The organism is Vibrio viridaestus (genome assembly GCF_003856525.1).
In the GTDB taxonomy this organism is placed as follows: Bacteria; Pseudomonadota; Gammaproteobacteria; order Enterobacterales; family Vibrionaceae; genus Vibrio; species Vibrio viridaestus.
This window is the reverse complement of the sequence record NZ_RJVQ01000002.1, coordinates 471326-488444: the sequence shown is the minus strand read 5'-3', so window position 1 is coordinate 488444 and position 17119 is coordinate 471326. Positions and strand designations below refer to the sequence as shown.

At 41.4% G+C, this 17119-nt stretch carries 18 protein-coding genes; 5 read left to right on the top strand and 13 right to left on the bottom strand.

Annotated elements, in window-relative coordinates:
• Window positions 1-137 precede the first annotated feature (137 nt).
• A complete protein-coding gene (locus EES38_RS06185; protein ID WP_166434212.1) occupies window positions 138-1097 on the top strand; it encodes a polyamine ABC transporter substrate-binding protein in 960 nt (319 codons plus the stop codon).
• 12 nt (window positions 1098-1109) lie between these two features.
• Window positions 1110-3611 (top strand): bifunctional diguanylate cyclase/phosphodiesterase, encoded by a 2502-nt coding sequence (locus tag EES38_RS06180; protein WP_124936298.1) that lies wholly within the window; start codon window positions 1110-1112, stop codon window positions 3609-3611.
• On the opposite strand, the gene EES38_RS06175 is transcribed toward EES38_RS06180, so the two are convergent.
• The 3 genes from EES38_RS06175 to EES38_RS06165 form a co-directional block, all read right to left on the bottom strand.
• Window positions 3520-4434, bottom strand: a complete 915-nt coding sequence (locus tag EES38_RS06175; RefSeq protein ID WP_124936297.1) for a histone deacetylase family protein — start codon at window positions 4432-4434, stop codon at window positions 3520-3522. The two genes, EES38_RS06180 and EES38_RS06175, sit on opposite strands and share 92 nt — an antisense overlap.
• Window positions 4431-6392 (bottom strand): DNA topoisomerase III, encoded by a 1962-nt coding sequence (locus tag EES38_RS06170; protein WP_124936296.1) that lies wholly within the window; start codon window positions 6390-6392, stop codon window positions 4431-4433. The genes EES38_RS06175 and EES38_RS06170 overlap by 4 nt, the downstream gene beginning before the upstream one ends.
• Before the next feature lie 63 nt (window positions 6393-6455).
• The gene (locus EES38_RS06165; protein ID WP_124936295.1) at window positions 6456-6797 is read right to left on the bottom strand and encodes a Grx4 family monothiol glutaredoxin; all 342 of its coding nucleotides are present in this window, start codon (window positions 6795-6797) and stop codon (window positions 6456-6458) included.
• Between the two features lie 342 nt (window positions 6798-7139).
• Here EES38_RS06165 and sodB point away from each other — a divergent pair, with 342 nt between their 5' ends.
• The 3 genes from sodB (at window position 7140) to EES38_RS06150 (ending at window position 9181) form a co-directional block, all read left to right on the top strand.
• A complete protein-coding gene (gene sodB / locus EES38_RS06160; RefSeq protein WP_124936294.1) occupies window positions 7140-7724 on the top strand; it encodes a superoxide dismutase [Fe] in 585 nt (194 codons plus the stop codon).
• 114 nt (window positions 7725-7838) lie between these two features.
• A complete protein-coding gene (locus EES38_RS06155; protein ID WP_124936293.1) occupies window positions 7839-8342 on the top strand; it encodes a VC2046/SO_2500 family protein in 504 nt (167 codons plus the stop codon).
• A 176-nt stretch (window positions 8343-8518) separates the two neighbouring features.
• Window positions 8519-9181, top strand: a complete 663-nt coding sequence (locus EES38_RS06150) for an SDR family oxidoreductase (protein WP_124936292.1) — start codon at window positions 8519-8521, stop codon at window positions 9179-9181.
• Between the two features lie 15 nt (window positions 9182-9196).
• Here EES38_RS06150 and EES38_RS06145 read toward each other — a convergent pair whose 3' ends face one another.
• From EES38_RS06145 to ccmA, 10 genes are read right to left on the bottom strand one after another with little or no spacing between them, the layout of a single operon-like run.
• On the bottom strand, window positions 9197-10024 hold the full coding sequence (locus tag EES38_RS06145; protein WP_439333239.1) for an MlaA family lipoprotein: 828 nt from the start codon (window positions 10022-10024) through the stop codon (window positions 9197-9199).
• A gap of 34 nt (window positions 10025-10058) precedes the next feature.
• Entirely contained in the window at window positions 10059-11285 is a 1227-nt protein-coding gene (ccmI, locus tag EES38_RS06140; RefSeq protein ID WP_124936290.1) for a c-type cytochrome biogenesis protein CcmI, read from the bottom strand.
• Entirely contained in the window at window positions 11285-11785 is a 501-nt protein-coding gene (locus tag EES38_RS06135) for a cytochrome c-type biogenesis protein (RefSeq protein WP_124936289.1), read from the bottom strand. Before EES38_RS06135 ends, ccmI begins: the two co-directional genes overlap by 1 nt.
• Complete coding sequence (locus EES38_RS06130) at window positions 11778-12344, bottom strand: DsbE family thiol:disulfide interchange protein (RefSeq protein ID WP_124936288.1); 567 nt, start codon at window positions 12342-12344, stop codon at window positions 11778-11780. The genes EES38_RS06135 and EES38_RS06130 overlap by 8 nt, the downstream gene beginning before the upstream one ends.
• Window positions 12344-14299, bottom strand: coding sequence for a heme lyase CcmF/NrfE family subunit (locus tag EES38_RS06125; protein WP_124936287.1), 1956 nt, complete (start codon window positions 14297-14299; stop codon window positions 12344-12346). Before EES38_RS06125 ends, EES38_RS06130 begins: the two co-directional genes overlap by 1 nt.
• A 10-nt stretch (window positions 14300-14309) precedes the next feature.
• Window positions 14310-14774, bottom strand: a complete 465-nt coding sequence (gene ccmE / locus EES38_RS06120; protein WP_124936286.1) for a cytochrome c maturation protein CcmE — start codon at window positions 14772-14774, stop codon at window positions 14310-14312.
• Window positions 14771-14977, bottom strand: coding sequence for a heme exporter protein CcmD (gene ccmD, locus EES38_RS06115; RefSeq protein ID WP_124936285.1), 207 nt, complete (start codon window positions 14975-14977; stop codon window positions 14771-14773). The genes ccmE and ccmD overlap by 4 nt, the downstream gene beginning before the upstream one ends.
• 1 nt (window position 14978) lies before the next feature.
• Window positions 14979-15716, bottom strand: a complete 738-nt coding sequence (locus EES38_RS06110; RefSeq protein WP_124936284.1) for a heme ABC transporter permease — start codon at window positions 15714-15716, stop codon at window positions 14979-14981.
• A 16-nt stretch (window positions 15717-15732) separates the two neighbouring features.
• Window positions 15733-16398, bottom strand: a complete 666-nt coding sequence (gene ccmB / locus EES38_RS06105; protein ID WP_124936283.1) for a heme exporter protein CcmB — start codon at window positions 16396-16398, stop codon at window positions 15733-15735.
• Window positions 16398-17021 carry a cytochrome c biogenesis heme-transporting ATPase CcmA gene (ccmA, locus tag EES38_RS06100; protein ID WP_124936282.1) on the bottom strand — a complete coding sequence of 208 codons (624 nt, stop codon included), beginning with the start codon at window positions 17019-17021 and terminating at the stop codon, window positions 16398-16400. The genes ccmB and ccmA overlap by 1 nt, the downstream gene beginning before the upstream one ends.
• Between the last annotated feature and the right edge of the window lie 98 nt (window positions 17022-17119).

The following is a 17119-nucleotide window of genomic DNA, read 5'->3' as shown; positions in this document are numbered from 1 at the left end:
ATCGACTAAAATTTAAGTTCTAATGACTTGTAAAGGTTTCGAATTCTATGCGGCTACGACATCTCTTAACCACAGGATTTATCTCTACACTGACTTTTTTCGTTTCATCATCCCATGCAGAGACAGTAAAGATTTACATGTGGGAAGATTATCTGAGCCCTGAAGTGGTAGAGCAATTTGAGCAAGAAACCGGAAATAAAGTCAGCCTAATTTATTTCGATACAGAAACATTGAGAGACGAAGTGATCAATACGGGTCGAGCCTCAACGTACGACTTAGTCATTCTTGATTCCTTAACGCTGCAAATGATGACCGAACGTGGCCTATTGAGGACAGAATCAGAATCTGATCTGCCAACTTTGAATAATTTCACACCGGAATCAAGAAAGCTTTGTGGAAATACAGGCGTTCCTTATATGTGGGGAACGATGGGGATCGCTTATCGCTCTTCACTCTATCCTGATGGTGTCGATAGTTGGATGGCCGCTTTGCAACCTAGCAAAGATCATTATGGCCGAATTACTATCCCCGTTGATGAAATTGATACTACTGGCATGGCATTGTTGGCGCTCAAACATGACCCTTTTACCAGTGAAGAAAAGCCTCTAATGGACGCTTTTGATTTGTTAAAAGAAAGCAAAAGCAAAATAAAGTCTTTCCTGAATGCGGTCACCTATACTCGAGATATGCAGGATAAATCACAACTTGATCTCGTTGTCGCATTCTCTGGTGAAACCTACTTGCTTAACCAATACACAGGAAACGAAGACTGGGTTTATACTATTCCTCAAGAAGGCACTTTAATTTGGCACGAATGTTTTGCTCAGTTGAAAGACTCACCTAATAAAAAGGCGACAAAGCAATTTTTAAACTTTATCGGCGACCCCAAAATTGCAGCAAAAAATGCAGAATATATATGGTATGCAACATCCAATCAGAGTGCCATGGACTTTGTCAGTGATGAGTATAAAAATGATAGTGAAATTTTCCCAGATAAAACTGCATTAGCCAACAGCTATCCTTACAGAGAAATTAGCCTACCTGGGCTTAAATTGCGTACTCGAATAATTAGCATTATTCAGCGTGAAAGCGAATAAGCGGAAACTGAATTGAAACTATCAAAACGCATTAATTTTATTATTCTGCCAGTACTGTCAATCATTTTCACTTTGGCAGGAATTATTGCCTATATGTCTCAGAAAGATTCTGTTTTTGAGGCATTGCAGGGCAAGTTAGACCACCAATCAACCTCTGTGATTAATGTGTTTGAAACACAATTAGTGGAACTTGATAGCCTAATTAAACAGCTACTCAATAGTTTACAAGTTACTCAATATTTAAACGATGAAGAGAGCTCTTACGCTGTATATTCGACAGAAAATCAGCTTATCCGTTTTATATCCAATATTGCTGAAAGCAGTGGCATACCGATAGCAATAGAATTTTACGACATGCAGCACGACGCCATATTCAGTTACAACAGCGAGAACCCATTCGCTAAGGCTGTTGCACCAAAGGGGTTAATCAAACACATCACGGATACAACTCAGAGTTTATCCCCAGAGCATTCCGTCAGTTTAATAACGACACAATACGACGTGATAACGCTCGCCGACAATAAATTTCAGTTGAATGTTTATCGGACATTCTCTCCCGAACAATCTATTTACGATAATATGTTTACTGTCAATTCGCGCCTTTATACAGCGAGGATTTCGACGATTATTAATGTTGATAAAAGTATTCTACCGATAGTACAAACAGCATTCTCAGCACAAACAACGCTACATGTTTTGTCTCATGAAACGCTTTATGCACCAAACGGCCCTCTGCCTATCCAATTTCAATATGATGGTCTCTATCACGATGGCTATGCACGTAGCCCTGTTATCGATACCATCATATCGGTCGATTCCGGTTACATAAACGATCTCCTGTTCCCCTATGTCATTTCGATTATTAGCTTAGTTCTAAACGTCACTCTGGTTTGTTTTTTACTGCTTAAGCGCTTGATTAACAGGCAGATAATTGTACCGATCGAAAGCCTTAACGAGAAGGTTCAAAAAGCGATTAATGGTGATGAGAAAGCACTACAACTTATCGACAAGCAGGACGAGGTCTCCTCACTCAATAACAGTTACATAAAATTATTAGATGACCTCAATACACTGGCCCGCAGGGATTCTTTGACGGGATTAGCAAACCGAAACGTATTTGGTAGCGCATTAATGCGGTCAATTGAAGAGGCGATACAGCATTCAACGCGGTGCGCACTTTTTTATATCGACCTAGATAATTTTAAATCTGTGAATGACCAGTTTGGCCACCACACTGGAGATAAGGTTCTGGTTGAGTTTTCTAAACAGCTAACCAGTGTTTTTCGTAATGAAGACATTATCGTTAAACCAAGCCTTTATAGTGATATAGCTCGTCTTGCTGGAGATGAATTTGCAATCGTATTACCTCATGCTCCAAGCGTAGACATTATCAGTCATATCGCCCAACGCATAGTCAATATCTGTGAAAACGGACTAGAACTTGATGGTATCCATTATGATGTTCACACCAGTATAGGTATTGCAGTATCGCCGCATGATGCCAATGATCCCGATGCGTTAATGAAGTGTGCGGATACAGCAATGTATCAGGTCAAACATACATCGAAGAATGGTTTCCATTTCTATTCTGAAGAATTAGAGGCTGAACAAAAGCGAAGCAGCGAAATTGAAAAGGCCTTAAAAGTCGCGTTGAAAAACGACGAGTTTTATCTTCATTTTATGCCTATCTACGGCTGCCAGAGTGGCGAAATCGAAAACATAGAGTGCCTAATACGCTCGAATAATGATTACTTGCAACAATCGGGTCCTGATGAATATATCCCTATTGCAGAGCACTGTGGCCTCATAAAAGAGATTGACCTGTGGGTTTTCAAAACTGCGATATCCGCTTTCGAAGAGCTTATAAATACTCATTCCTATGCCGGGAATATTTCAGTCAACTTCTCATCTTATCAGCTAAAAGATGATAATTTTGTACCTGCAATTAAGACGATTCTACAAGAGACATCCGTTCCAACGTCAAAGATCGATATGGAGATCACAGAGACTTGTTTAATCTCAAATAGTCATAAGGTGATCGAGCGATTGAACCAACTAAAAGAGACAGGTGTAAATCTTTCCCTAGACGACTTCGGCACCGGATTTACCGCATTTTCGCAACTTCAGGACTATCCGGTCGATAGCCTGAAAATCGATCGTTCTTTTGTTAATCTCATCGATACATTCTCCGAGCAACAACAAGAACATCGCCCCTTGGTTGATATCATTATCGAGCTCGCCTCTTTGTACGAACTCGATACCGTAGCGGAAGGTATTGAATCAGCAGAACAATTTAAATATGTTTCAAACCTTGGTTGCACTCAAGCTCAGGGGTTTTATTTACAAAAACCCGTCGTCTGGGAAACGTTAGTTACTCTACTCGAAGAACACGATAGTAACGCATTTTTAAAGCGCATTTGGCCTAATAAGCAAATACCGCTTGAGCTGAACGAAACAGTTGGAAGTGTAACGGAACTAAAGAGCGATGATCTCGACGATACCCCCCACCAATAACACATCCCACAGGAACTTTTTGCTGCTTTGCCAAACTCAGTAAATAATGATCTCTTTGGTATAAAGCATCAGTTGAGACATTCAAATACCCTAATTCATCGTCAATATGGATATCGACACCCGCATCATAAATAATCAAATCTGGTTGATAGCGATGAACAGCCAGAAAAGCCATTGACATGAAAGTCTCTAGAAACGCATCGTCCTCAGCTCCTACTGAAAACGGAACATCCATCGTAGAGTCAGGTTTGCGTGAAGGAAAATTCTTTTCACAATGAAATGATAGTGTATATAAACCCTCGATATCATGACTCAGCGCGGCCGTTCCATCACCATGGTGGACATCGCTGTCGATTATCAAAATACGTTCAACTGCATTACTGGACAATAACTCTCTAGCCGCAATCACTAAATCGTTGAACAAACAGAACCCGCTACCAAAATCGAAATGAGCATGATGATAACCACCACTCAAATGAATAGCCACGTTATGCTCTAGTGCCATTTGCATCGTCTTTAAAGTGCCACCAGCAGAAGTCAACGTTCTCTGAATGAGGCTTTCGCTCCATGGGAACCCAATACGTCGCATTTTAGCTAGCGGTAATACACCCGAACATAAATCATGTACATATTGCTCATTATGAACACGAGTAACGGACTGGATCTCGATAGGTTTTGGCGTATTCCATGACCATTGATTCATTTTTTGATGTTCCCAAAGATACTCGTAAAGAAACCGGTACTTATTGATTGGATAGCGGTGATTCTCTGGTAAAGATAACTGTGAGTATATATCGTGGTATATCAATGGAATGGTATTCACGCTTTTGTTCGACCTCTTGGCTGAGATTTTTTTCTGCGTCCTGAGTAGCTGCGCCTACCCGATTTACTTATGCTCGCACCAACATTAGAGAGACCATTGAGTGATTCTGGAACAGGTTGATAACGCACGTTTTCAATCATAGTCGCTATCTGCTGCTGCAGTTCTGTCATAAATGGTGTATACGCCTGCCCTTTCTCTGCCATGTCTTGCAATTGACGCTCCCAATGAGCCGTCATATCAGGATAGGTTGCGCTATCCGGTAACGCGTGCACCAAGCCTCGACCTGCAAGAGAACTACGGATTTGTTTCCCCTGTCTTTCTATGAGCTGACGCTTAACCAAAGTATCGATAATGCCCGCACGTGTCGCTTCTGTTCCTAATCCATCTGTTTCACGTAATATGGCTTTTAATCCTTTGTCACTGACAAACCTTGCAATCCCGGTCATCGCTTTAAGTAATGTCGCCTCAGTAAAATAAGCCGGAGGCTCCGTTTTCTTGAATCCAATCTCTCCTTCGCGACAAACTAAAGTCTCGCCAACAGATAACTCTGGAACCAACGCATTGGGTTCATCTTGTTCTTGGTTGAATCCAGTAACGACTTTCCAACCGGGGAAGAGAAGTGTTTTTCCTGATGCAATGAATAATCCCCCTTCGATATCAAACTCTAAACGACTTTCTGCATATTCAGCAGCGGGATAGAACTGAAGTAAGTATTGACGGGCAATCAAGTAATAAACATTTTTTTCTTTGTCTGTCAGGCTTCCACTAACATTGCCTTTATCGGTCGGAATAATGGCATGGTGAGCTTCAACTTTACTGTCATTCCAAGCTTTGGAGCGAATCTGCAGATCAACCCCGCCAACGGCATCTTGTAAACGGTTTTCCAACTTAGCTATCGCAGTTGTAATGGCTCGTGACTCGTGAAAATGTCCATTGGGAAGATACCGACAATCAGAACGAGGATACGTAATTAACTTATGCTTTTCATACAAAGACTGGCAAGCATCTAGCGTTTGCTGCGCATTTAAGTTGAATCTCTTTGATGCATCTATCTGCAAAGCTGACAATGAGTATGGTAAGGGCGCATTTTGCTTTGTTTTTTTATGCTCGCTTTTCATTACTTTTGCTGGTTTAGCTTTGATTCTACTCGCGACATTTTCAACCAATTTAAGATTAAGAACTCGACCATCTTCATCCAGCCAGGGGCCACAAGCTTCACTCGGCTTCCACCTGGCTCGAATATCTCCTGAGTGATACTGATCTGAATAGGGAATAAGCGCATGTAACGTAAAGTAGTCTTGTGCTACGAAATTTTCGATTTCTTCGTCTCTACGAACCACCAACCCTAACACAGGTGTTTGAACTCTTCCTACAGAGAGCACACCTCGGTAGCCTACTTTTTGACCCAGCAGTGTATATGCTCGAGACATATTCATCCCATAGAGCCAATCGGCTCTAGAACGCGCTAACGCGGAAACTGATAATGGAATAAAGTCACTGTTCGCTTGCATTTTCTGCAGCGACTTTTTGACAGCAGATAAGTTTAAATCATTAATAAGCAGGCGTTGAGTAGCCACTTTTTTATCTTGTGGTACACGGCAATAGTCGATTACCTCATCCACAAGCAACTGACCTTCGCGGTCTGGATCACCTGCGTGAACAATATCAAATGATTGTTTGAGTAACTTTTTCACCACAGATAATTGTTTTGCAGCAGACTTTCGCGGCTTTAGAATCCATTTTTCTGGCGAAATAGGTAAGGTATCGAGCGACCATTTTTTATACTTATCATCGTATTCATCAGGCTGTGCCTGTTCTAGAAGGTGACCAATACACCAAGTCACTACGTCGCCGTTCCCACAGCGAATAGCACCATCTTCTCTCTTATGTGGTTTGGGTAGAGCATCAGCAATCGCCCTGCCCAAACTCGGTTTTTCAGCAATAAATAACTTGGGCATAATAAAAAAGCCACGAACAATCGTGGCTTTAATTTAACAGAAATACTGTAAATATGTACAGACTTACTCGCTGTCTTGATCCGCGTTTGCTCTTGCTGCCGCTTCTTTAATCAGAGGCTGAAGTTCACCTTTCTGGAACATTTCAACAATAATATCGCAACCGCCGATCAATTCACCTTCAACCCAAAGCTGTGGGAATGTTGGCCATTGAGCATACGTTGGTAGTTCAGCACGAATATCAGGATTCTGCAGAATATCTACATACGCAAACTTTTCACCACATGCCATCAAAGCTTGTGATGCTTGTGAAGAGAAACCACAGCTTGGTAGCTTAGGTGAGCCTTTCATGTAAAGCAGAATTGCGTTTTCCTCAATCTGCTTTTTAATTTTATCAATCGTTTCCATTGCTTCCTCGTTAAGGACTTTTTCACTATAACCATCATTCTAAATGATTGGCGGAGAATAAAAAGCACATTCTAATTATGGGTTTTACTCTGAGGTTAATCAAATCGTATCCTGCATGTCATATAAAGTGCCGATAATTGTCCTAGAATTACGCCTAACTAAATGAACTAATTTAGACAAAATGATTATGAACACAGTTCGATATTTTTTAAATATCCCCTTTAAATAAAGTAAAAACTTGCTAAAATAACGTTCAAGTCAGCAGTATTGACTCATAACGACAATTATTACATTGGAAGCATAGAAAGAAGTTATTCTTTCGACACAAAGGAGAATCCAGCAATGGCATTTGAACTACCAGCACTTCCTTACGCAAAAGATGCGTTAGAACCTCATATCTCTTCTGAAACTCTAGACTTTCACTACGGTAAACACCACAACACTTACGTTGTAAAACTAAACGGTCTAGTTCCAGGAACTGAATTTGAAGGTAAATCACTAGAAGACATCATCAAAACTTCAACTGGTGGTATCTTCAATAACGCTGCTCAAGTATGGAACCACACGTTCTACTGGCACTGCCTATCACCAAATGGTGGCGGCGAACCAACTGGCGCAGTTGCTGACGCAATCAAAGCTGCATTCGGTTCATTCGAAGAATTCAAAACTAAATTTACTGAATCTGCTGTTAATAACTTCGGTTCAGGCTGGACTTGGCTTGTTAAAAAAGCTGACGGCTCAGTTGCAATTTCAAACACTTCAAACGCAGCGACTCCACTGACTGAAGCTGGCGTAACTCCTCTACTAACAGTAGACGTATGGGAGCACGCATACTACATCGACTATCGTAACGTTCGTCCTGACTACATGGCTGCTTTCTGGGCACTAGTAAACTGGGAATTCGTTGCTGAAAACTTTGCAAAATAAGCGTAAATTACGTTTATCTTCATAGGTTCAAAGCCCGCTATGCGGGCTTTTTTTCTTTTGTATTAAAGGTTTCTATCGAAATGTCGCTACCTTAATTACTAAACGGGGCGAGTTATGAAAGAAATCGATTTAATCAGTGCTAATCTAATTAACGAAATTCAGTGCGGTTCAAATGTGAATCAAGCGATTTCGTCGAATCGCCGTGCTGATTTTGCGCTCCTTTTGGCCATGCTTTCATCGGATGCCCGAGAATCGACTCCTGTTGAAGTTGTTACTCAAACTGAAACAAATGATGCCGTTTTAGCCAAACAATTTGGTATTCGTGATCGTCAGCCACTGACTTCGAGTCAAGACTCTTATTCCAACTCTGCAAATATTGCTCAGCAATTTCATGAAGCAGGAATAAGCAGTGCTAAACTTAAGCATTATCTCACCCCAGAGCCTTTGTGTTACCAACCTGAAAACACATTGGGACTTCCTGAAGACTTGTATCATAACCTCTCAGGTCATGTCATTCGCCAAATGAAACATCAAACCTCCCGGCAAAATTTAGATATGAACCTTTATCATCAGCTCGTTGATGCCAGAGTAAAAGATCAATTAGCGGTGCATGCGTAATACATCAATTCTGTAAATATTTGTCGAGATCCGATCTTTTTCTGTGAATCTCTACAAAGTTCGACACTTTGCTTTTTTAGCCTCGCGAATAATGCGAAACCTTTCACACCAACAAAATAGTTACTGGTTCATTCTAAGATAAGTATCGCCATAAAGCTCAACTAGGTAGCCTTACTATGCATATAACAAATTCGATAATACTAATAACATCGGCGGGCTCCTTACTTGGGGGAGCGCTCGCAGAACGTTTTTGCGAACTTGGAGCAAAATTGATTCTGGTAGATCAATGCCCTATTGGCCTAAAGAACACTTGTCAGCGCTGTGAAATCTATTCAGGTCAGGTCGAATGTATGCTGATGCACGATTATTCCACTGCATCTATTGAAGCCGTTTTTACTCATATCGATAATAAGTTTCAACACTCACCAGATGTTCTGATAAATCTGTGGCCTAAGCCCGATATCCCCTCAATTATAGATGAACAACCAATAGAAGCTTTCTCTTCGAATATCTCGTCGATTGCTACAACACTATTTTCTTTTGTACAGCTTTGTGCCCAACGCATGAGGAATGAATCTAAAGGTGGTGTTGTCGTTAATATTATCGCCAGTACAGAGCCGCATAATCGCAAAGGAATGGACCATACTGCTTCAATGGTATCAGGGTTCACTCAAAGTTGGGCTAAGGAGCTAACTCCCTTTAACATTCGCGTTGGCGGAATATTACCGAATGCCTCAAATGAAGAGGAGCCCATGAATGAGCTCCTAGATGATGTGATTCGAAATACAGAATACATTGTTGAAAATGAATACTTCAGTGGAAGGACAATGTCTGCTTAGTGCACTTGAAATAGATTATTCATCCAACTGATCAAGGTAGCTGTTAATCAACTCTTCCTGTTCAGGGTCATAATCGTCAGTGTCGATTTCTGCTTTATAATCCTGTCGTTGGTAATAGACGTCACGAACCAAAGAATATGGATCTGGAGAATTTTTTAGCATCGCTTCCTGATTGACCAAAGCGGCACGCGTTTCCATTCCCTCAAATACGAATTTGCCAATTGACGCCCAAATATTGAGATAAGAAAGGGGGAGGTACGTCGTATCAACAAGGTCGGTTGCTTCTCTGGGCGAGTATGAGCCCACGGCTGGTACCATTAGATAAGGACCATTGCCGACACCATAGTGGCCTAAAGCATCACCAAATCCTTTTTGTTCTTCCTTTTTAATTCCAGCCGCAGACGCGATATCGATTAAACCAAATAAACCAAATGTACTGTTAATCCAAAAGCGGTTGAAATGGTTTAGTGCTTCCCGACCATTTCCCATGAGTAGGTTATTGATCATACTCGCAGGCTCGTCCAAGTTCGAAAACACATTGGAAATCGCAAGTCGTACTGGGTGAGGGACATAATCCACATAAGCCAATGAGACAGGCCTAAATATATATGGATCTAAAACATCATAGTTGAGAGACCACGTTTTTCGGTTTAGTCCCTCAATAGGATCATACACCTCAGATGAGTGTTTTATTTCTGATTCATCAGCCGGCATACTTTGAATATTCGCCGTCGATTTAATCTCTTTATCTTCAGTATCATTAGTACTACTGCATCCGAGCATGAGCAAAAATATGACACCAACAAAAATCGTTTTAACCTGTTTTGACATCTGACCTATCATTTATTTTTATCTCTATAAACTTTACTGATTCAGTCTAATACTGCTTATTAATGATTATGTTGACCTGATTCCCAGGAGACGCAGTGCCACTTTCACCGACTAAATCCCCTTTATTTGTGGTCACATTGCCATCGATATCAATTCTTGCACGAATAACAAAGCTTTTCAGATCACTTAGTTTAAGAGCCGCTATTAAATCATTTTGATCAGACAACGACAAATTCACGGGAAACTTATCAGGCAAAGATACTCTTTTTGCTGCAATCGGCATTCGGCTATTCTCATCCTGATGCACTGAAACAATCAAAGCTCCCTGCTTTGGTAGTACCAAATGTTTGTCTACATCAACAGAAACGGTTACCACAAATTTCTTATTGTTGACAGCAGACTCTTCAATCTTACTATTAATTTGCGCAATTTGCTGTTTTATATATTGAGCTTTAGGACTACTTTTGTCCAATAAGTCATAAACATGCTGTAAATAATCCTGAGCAGCGGGTAAATCACCTTTCTGATATGACTGTGCAAAAAGGAAAGTATAGGCCATTTCCTGATTACGTCCTTGAGCAACCAGGTTCTTTAATAAGTCCACGCCATGATTTTGATTTCCTTCCTCAGGAGCCGATAAAAGAGCCTGTGCGTAGGTCACAACAATATCATCGCGTTCAGGGTTGAGTTGATACGCTTTGCGCAAAGCATCAATAGCAACTTCAGCCTGGCCTTGAGATAGAGCAACCTTACCAAGTAACATCCAACCTACGGCATCATCTGGATGAGAATACAATTTTGTTCTTAAGCCCAACATAAGCGATTGAACTTCTTCTCTTGTCAACGGCTGTGTTTCCTGTTGCAGCAGTTTCTGAGTTAGCTCTGGCATATTGTTAATCACAGCATGCCATTCATCTACTTGTTTAATCCCGCCAGTCTGACTATAGACCCCGTAGGCCACACCAATAATCGCAATAACGGCCAAACTCAATATCGGAAGCGTTCGCCTAGACTTTGCTGATGAAGTTGTAGTCAGTCGAGATTCAGGAATATCCTCAAGTAACGCCCGTTTCAGATCCAGCTCTATCTCACTTTTAGTAAAATGAAGTCCTTCGAGATCCTCATGGCTCACTTCGTCAATTCGCTCTTGATAGAGAACTTTATTCAGTTCTTTATGCGCATAACTCTCTTTATCTTTACGCGATATCAAAGGGTAAAAAACAAATACGGCTGCGACCAACACCAAAACAATGGTCATTCCCCAAAATAGCATTAGGCTCCCCTTTGATTGTCATTTGGATCGTCTGCTAAAATCTTATCCAGACGAGCTTGTTCTTCTTTCGTCAGTTGCTCATAACTCTCACGGTGATGAGTTGATGAATGGGAAGTTTTACTTGAACGAGAATAAACCGCTATAGCGCCAAAAAGTACAACCATAATGGGTGCAATCCAAAGTATTGCTGTTGTCCAGTTAAAAGGTGGAGAATAGACGATAAAATTACCGTAACGGGCTTTCATATAGTCAATGATATCGTCTTGAGATTTACCGTCTTGCAACATGACATACACTTTATTTCGAATATCATGAGCAAGCTGAGCATTGGAGTCAGCGATCGTGTTATTCTGACATTTAGGACATCGCAGCTCATTGCTGATTGATTTGAACGTCTTTTCCTGCTCTGGCGAGTCAAAATGGTATACCTCAATCGCCGACCAGCAAGTCAGAGTCACCAATAACGAAGCTAAAGCAATTAACCATCTGAACTTATTCATCTGACGGTACCTTTTTCACAAGTTTCTCATAGATTGGCTGCAGCGTTTGTTGCCAGTTTTGTTGATTGACATCACCAACGTGTCGATAACGAATAACGCCCTGAGCATCAATAATGAATGTTTCTGGCGCACCATACACACCTAAATCTAACCCCAGCATGCCATCACCATCATAAAGACTCACTAAATAGGGATTACCTTTTTCGTAAAGCCATGTGACTGCCTTTTGTCTATCATCTTTATAATTGAGGCCTATAATTTTTACGCCTTTTTGAGCCAAAGAATTGAGAAAGTGGTGTTCTGCGAGGCACGTAGGACACCATGTTGCCCACACATTCAGCAACAAGGGCTCCCCACGAAACAAAGATTGGTCATAAAGTCTACCTGGTTCCGCAAGATCTTCTAACTTAAACACGGGCACTTTTTTACCAATTAATACGGATTCTAATTTAGTCGGATCATCCCCTTGGCGATTGTCTTCAAGTTGAAAGACAAACACACAAACCAATGCGATAAATAAAATGAATGGGATGAAGAGTAACTTATTAATCTTATTCATTATTTGGCCAAAACCTTATTAAAGAAACGGTATCGCTTGTCACTTATCGATAAAATCCCACCGAAAACCATCAGCAATCCCCCAAACCATATCCATCGAATAAATGGTTTGTAATAGACTCGAACCGCCCAAGCATCAGAGTTATCCAACTGCTCTCCCATAGCGACGTACAGATCGCGAAAAATCCCTTTATCGATTGCAGTTTCAGTCATCATTGAGCGTGCGACTGGATAATAACGTTTTTCTGGCGACAGATAGCTAATCAGTTTGCCATCTCTTTTTACCTCAAACTCACCAATAAATGCCTGGTAATTCGGTCCAATGCCATTCCGTACGCCTTTGAAGAGAAAGTCGTATCCTGCAACGTTATAATGTTGCCCTGGTTCTAGTCTGACGTCTTTTTCAACCGAGTAGTTTTGCACCATTGATATACCAATTAATGTCACTGCAAAACCAATATGGGCTAATACCATTGCCCAATGACTTTTAGAAAGCGCACGTAAACCCGCCAAGAGAGGCCGCTCTCGGTATGTTGCACGCAAGTAGGTTTCATAAGCGTGTAGCCCTACGATCCACAGCGCTAACCACCAACCAAGTTGCGCATACCATACAAAAGATAAATCAGAGAGTTGCAAGCACAAAACCAGTAAAACGGCACTAAGAACCGCAGTCGTAATAATGGGCTTCCAATACGCCTTAAGGTTATCTCGACGCCATTTAATTAACGGAGCAACCCCAAGAACAACAGCAAATGGGATAGCAAGCCACATAAATAACATATTGAAGAATGGCGCTCCGATAGAGATAGATCCAAGTCCAAGTTGCTTGTGCACTAACGGTAACAATGTTCCGGTGAACACAACAACAAGCGCAGCCATTAGTACGACGTTATTCAGCAGCAAAGAGTTCTCTCTTGATATAAGTTCATAGCGAGTTTTAGAGCGAATGGACGATGCTCTAAAGGCATAGAGTAAAAGAGAACTACCGATGACAACAGCTAGGAAAATAAGAATAAATAGCCCACGTTTGGGATCAGAGGCAAAGGCATGCACTGAAACCAATACGCCTGACCGGACAAGGAAGGTACCAAGCAAACTCAACGAAAAGGTTGTTATAGCCAAAAGCACCGTCCAGACTTTAAATGTTGAACGTTTTTCTGTTACCGCCAATGAATGTAATAGTGCCGTTCCAGATAACCAAGGCATGAGTGACGCATTTTCAACCGGATCCCAAAACCACCAGCCACCCCAGCCGAGCTCATAATATGCCCACCAAGAACCGAGGGTGATACCAAATGTTAGGAACAGCCAAGCAGCTGCAGTCCATGGCCTTGACCAACGTGCCCACGCAGAATCTAACTGACCAGAAATCAAAGATGCAATGGCAAAAGCAAACGCAACAGAGAAGCCAACATAACCCATATACAGCATCGGCGGGTGAATAATTAACCCAGGATCTTGAAGGAGTGGATTGAGATCCCGCCCGTCGACAGGGAAAATAGGTAATGTTCGTAAAAATGGATTCGATGTCAGAAGTATGAACAGCAAGAACCCAGCCATCACAGCACCGAGTATAGCAAGAACACGGCCAACGGATTCGATTGGCATTTTCCGGCTAAAAACAGCCACCCCCAGCGCCCAGACAGACTGAATAAGAACCCATAGCATGAGAGAACCTTCATGTCCTCCCCAAATCGCTGTCAAACGATAGTACCAAGGTAAGTGACTGTTTGAATTACTTGCTACGTACGTCACTGTAAAGTCATTGGTATAAAAGGCCCACAACAGTGAAGCAAAACCCAGCAAAATAAAAATGAAGACCCCGATAGTTAAAGGCTTTGCTGTCGCTACCAGTCGATAAGAGCCAGTTTGCGCGCCCCACAGCGGCAAAACAAAGAGTAGCATTGCCAATGCCAGAGCCAGTGTGACACTAAAGTGCCCTAATTCAATTATCACAACGTTTTCCTTACTCTTTTGGCATTTTTACTGCAACATGATTCTTTTTCATCGCATCGGTAATCTCTGGCGGCATATAGTTCTCATCATGCTTGGCGAGAACCTCAAACGCTTCAATATGCTTTGGATCAGTCAGTACACCTTGAGCAACAATCCCCTGCCCTTCACGAAATAAATCAGGCAAAATGCCTTTATAATGAATCGTGACCGAATCACCAATATCAGTAACATCGAACGTCACATCTAACGTTTTAGGGTCTCTTTTCACTGAACCATTCACAACTAAGCCACCGACTCTTAGCCTTTGTCCCACCTGAGGCTTCTCTCCATTATCTCTGCCCTGAACAATTTCGGACGGAGTATAGAAAAGATTCATATTCTGATTCAAGGCATATAAAATCAATCCAACTATGATGGCAAAGCCTATGAGAATTGATGAGAAAATAATCAGTCTTTTTTTACGTCTTGGACTCAAAATGATGCCCCTTTTTGTTTCGATTTTGCTATGCGCGCCTTACTATCAGCTTCTTTCTTAACGGATGCTAAGATGCTCTTTTGCTTCCACTTTGCCGATATAAATAAACTGATAATAAGCACTAGAGAGATAGCAACGGAGCTCCATACATAACTGGCGTATCCACCCATATTGAAAAAATCGTGAAATGATGAAAAGTACATACTAATTTTGCTCCGTAAGTTTTAGAACCCAGGGACGATGCTTCTCATTGAGCAGTATTTCATTTTGCAATCGAACACAAAGGATAGCGAAAAACAGGAACGCAAATCCGAATAATGAAATTAATAATGGAATCAACATAACCGTTGATATGGAGGAACCAGAGAACGCGGTAACTGAAGCTCCCTGATGTAAGGTATTCCACCATACAACTGAATAATGAATGATAGGAAGGTTAACAACACCGACAATAGACAAGAGGCTAGCTGCTTTTATTGCGGAAGACTGCTCTTCGAATGCTTGGTACAACGCAATAACGCCTAAATAAAGAAAAAGTAAAATGAGTTCAGATGTTAATCGTGCATCCCATACCCACCAGGTTCCCCACATTGGTTTTCCCCAGATAGAGCCGGTAATAAGCGCTATCAATGTGTAGATGGCTCCGATAGGTGCAATCGCCATTACCGCCCACTTAGCCAGTTTCACCTGCCAGACTAGTCCTATGAATGCGACGATTGCCATTAACAGATAACCAGCCATAGAACCTATAGCTGCTGGTACATGAATATACATAATTCTGAAGCTATCACCTTGCTGATAATCGGCTGGTGCATATGCAAACCCCAGAAACCAACCAATCGCTAAAGTCAGCACAGACAGGATGCTTAGCCAAAACCCTAACGCTTTACAAAAGCTAAATGCAGTCTCAGGCTTAGCTAAAGGATGTAACCATTTCCACATAATCTTTCCAAATTTACTAATTCATTGATATTTTTAAGGCAAATCGAATCACGAAGGGTGACAGCATTACACTGCCAACAAACATCGCACCCAGAATTGCAAGCTGACCAGAATACGGTAAACCTAATGACGCCGAGTTGATTGCTGCTGTCGCAAAGATAAGTACTGGTAAGTAAAGTGGAATGACTAGCAAACTAAGCACAATACCCGGCTTTTTAAGGTTTAAGGTCAATGCTACACCAATGGCCCCGATAAAGCTTAGGACCGGTGAACCAATCAACAGAGTTAAAACCGATGCAGTCCAGGTGTTTATATCAATCGATAAAAACAGCGCAAATAGCGGACTGACTAGAATTAATGGCACACCCGTTAGTATCCAGTGAGAAAACACTTTTCCAAGAATAATAGGATATATGTTCGCAGAGCTAACCATCAATTGCTCAAGCGAACCATCTATAAAATCGTCACGGAATAAACGGTCTAAAGACAGTAGTGTACTAAGTAGCGCCGCTATCCAGATAAGCCCTGGAGATACTTTACTTAATAAACTAGGATCAGAACCGATTCCCAAAGGGAAAAGAACAATGATTAAAAGGAAGAAATAAACCGGATTAAAAACCTCAGAGCGCTTCCGAAAACCTAGTTTCAATTCTCGACGAACTATTAACATCAGCATCGACATTAGAACATACCCATATCTTGAAGTTCAATTTTCTTCACTGAAAAAAGCTCATGTAGCACATCAATATGTGCGGTGAAAATAATTAATCCACCAGCATTCGCATGCTCAATAAATCGTTGCTCTAGTGCTTTCACACCCCGTTTATCGATGCCAGTAAAGGGTTCATCCAGCACCCATATAGGTTGATCACTCAACCATAAACGAGCTAGTGCAACACGTCTTTGCTGACCAAACGAAAGTGACCCAACAGGAATATCTTCACGACCGACGAGCCCGACAATTTCTAAAGCATTAAACAGCGATTCATCATCATAACGATTACCAGTCAATTGCTGATAAAAACGCAGATTCTCAATCGCAGTAAGCTCCTTTTTGACGCCAACCAGATGGCCAATATAGAGTAAATTACCTCTAAATTCTTCCGTCTGAATAGAGTGACCAGACCATGTTACAGAACCCTCTTCAATGTCAGAAAGTCCTACTAATGCTCGTAATAACGTCGTTTTTCCTGATCCGTTTTCACCGACTATTTGCACGATCTCTGAAGGAGCGACTTGAAAAGATAAGGGATGAAATAGACTCTGATTTGATTTTTTACACTCGAGGCTTTTTACTTCCAGCATGTTTTCTGCTTATTAGAATAATATCCTCGTATAGTAACACAGGTGCATTATCTATAAACAAGGGAAAAGCTGAAAATAAAAAAGGAAGCCAAGGCTTC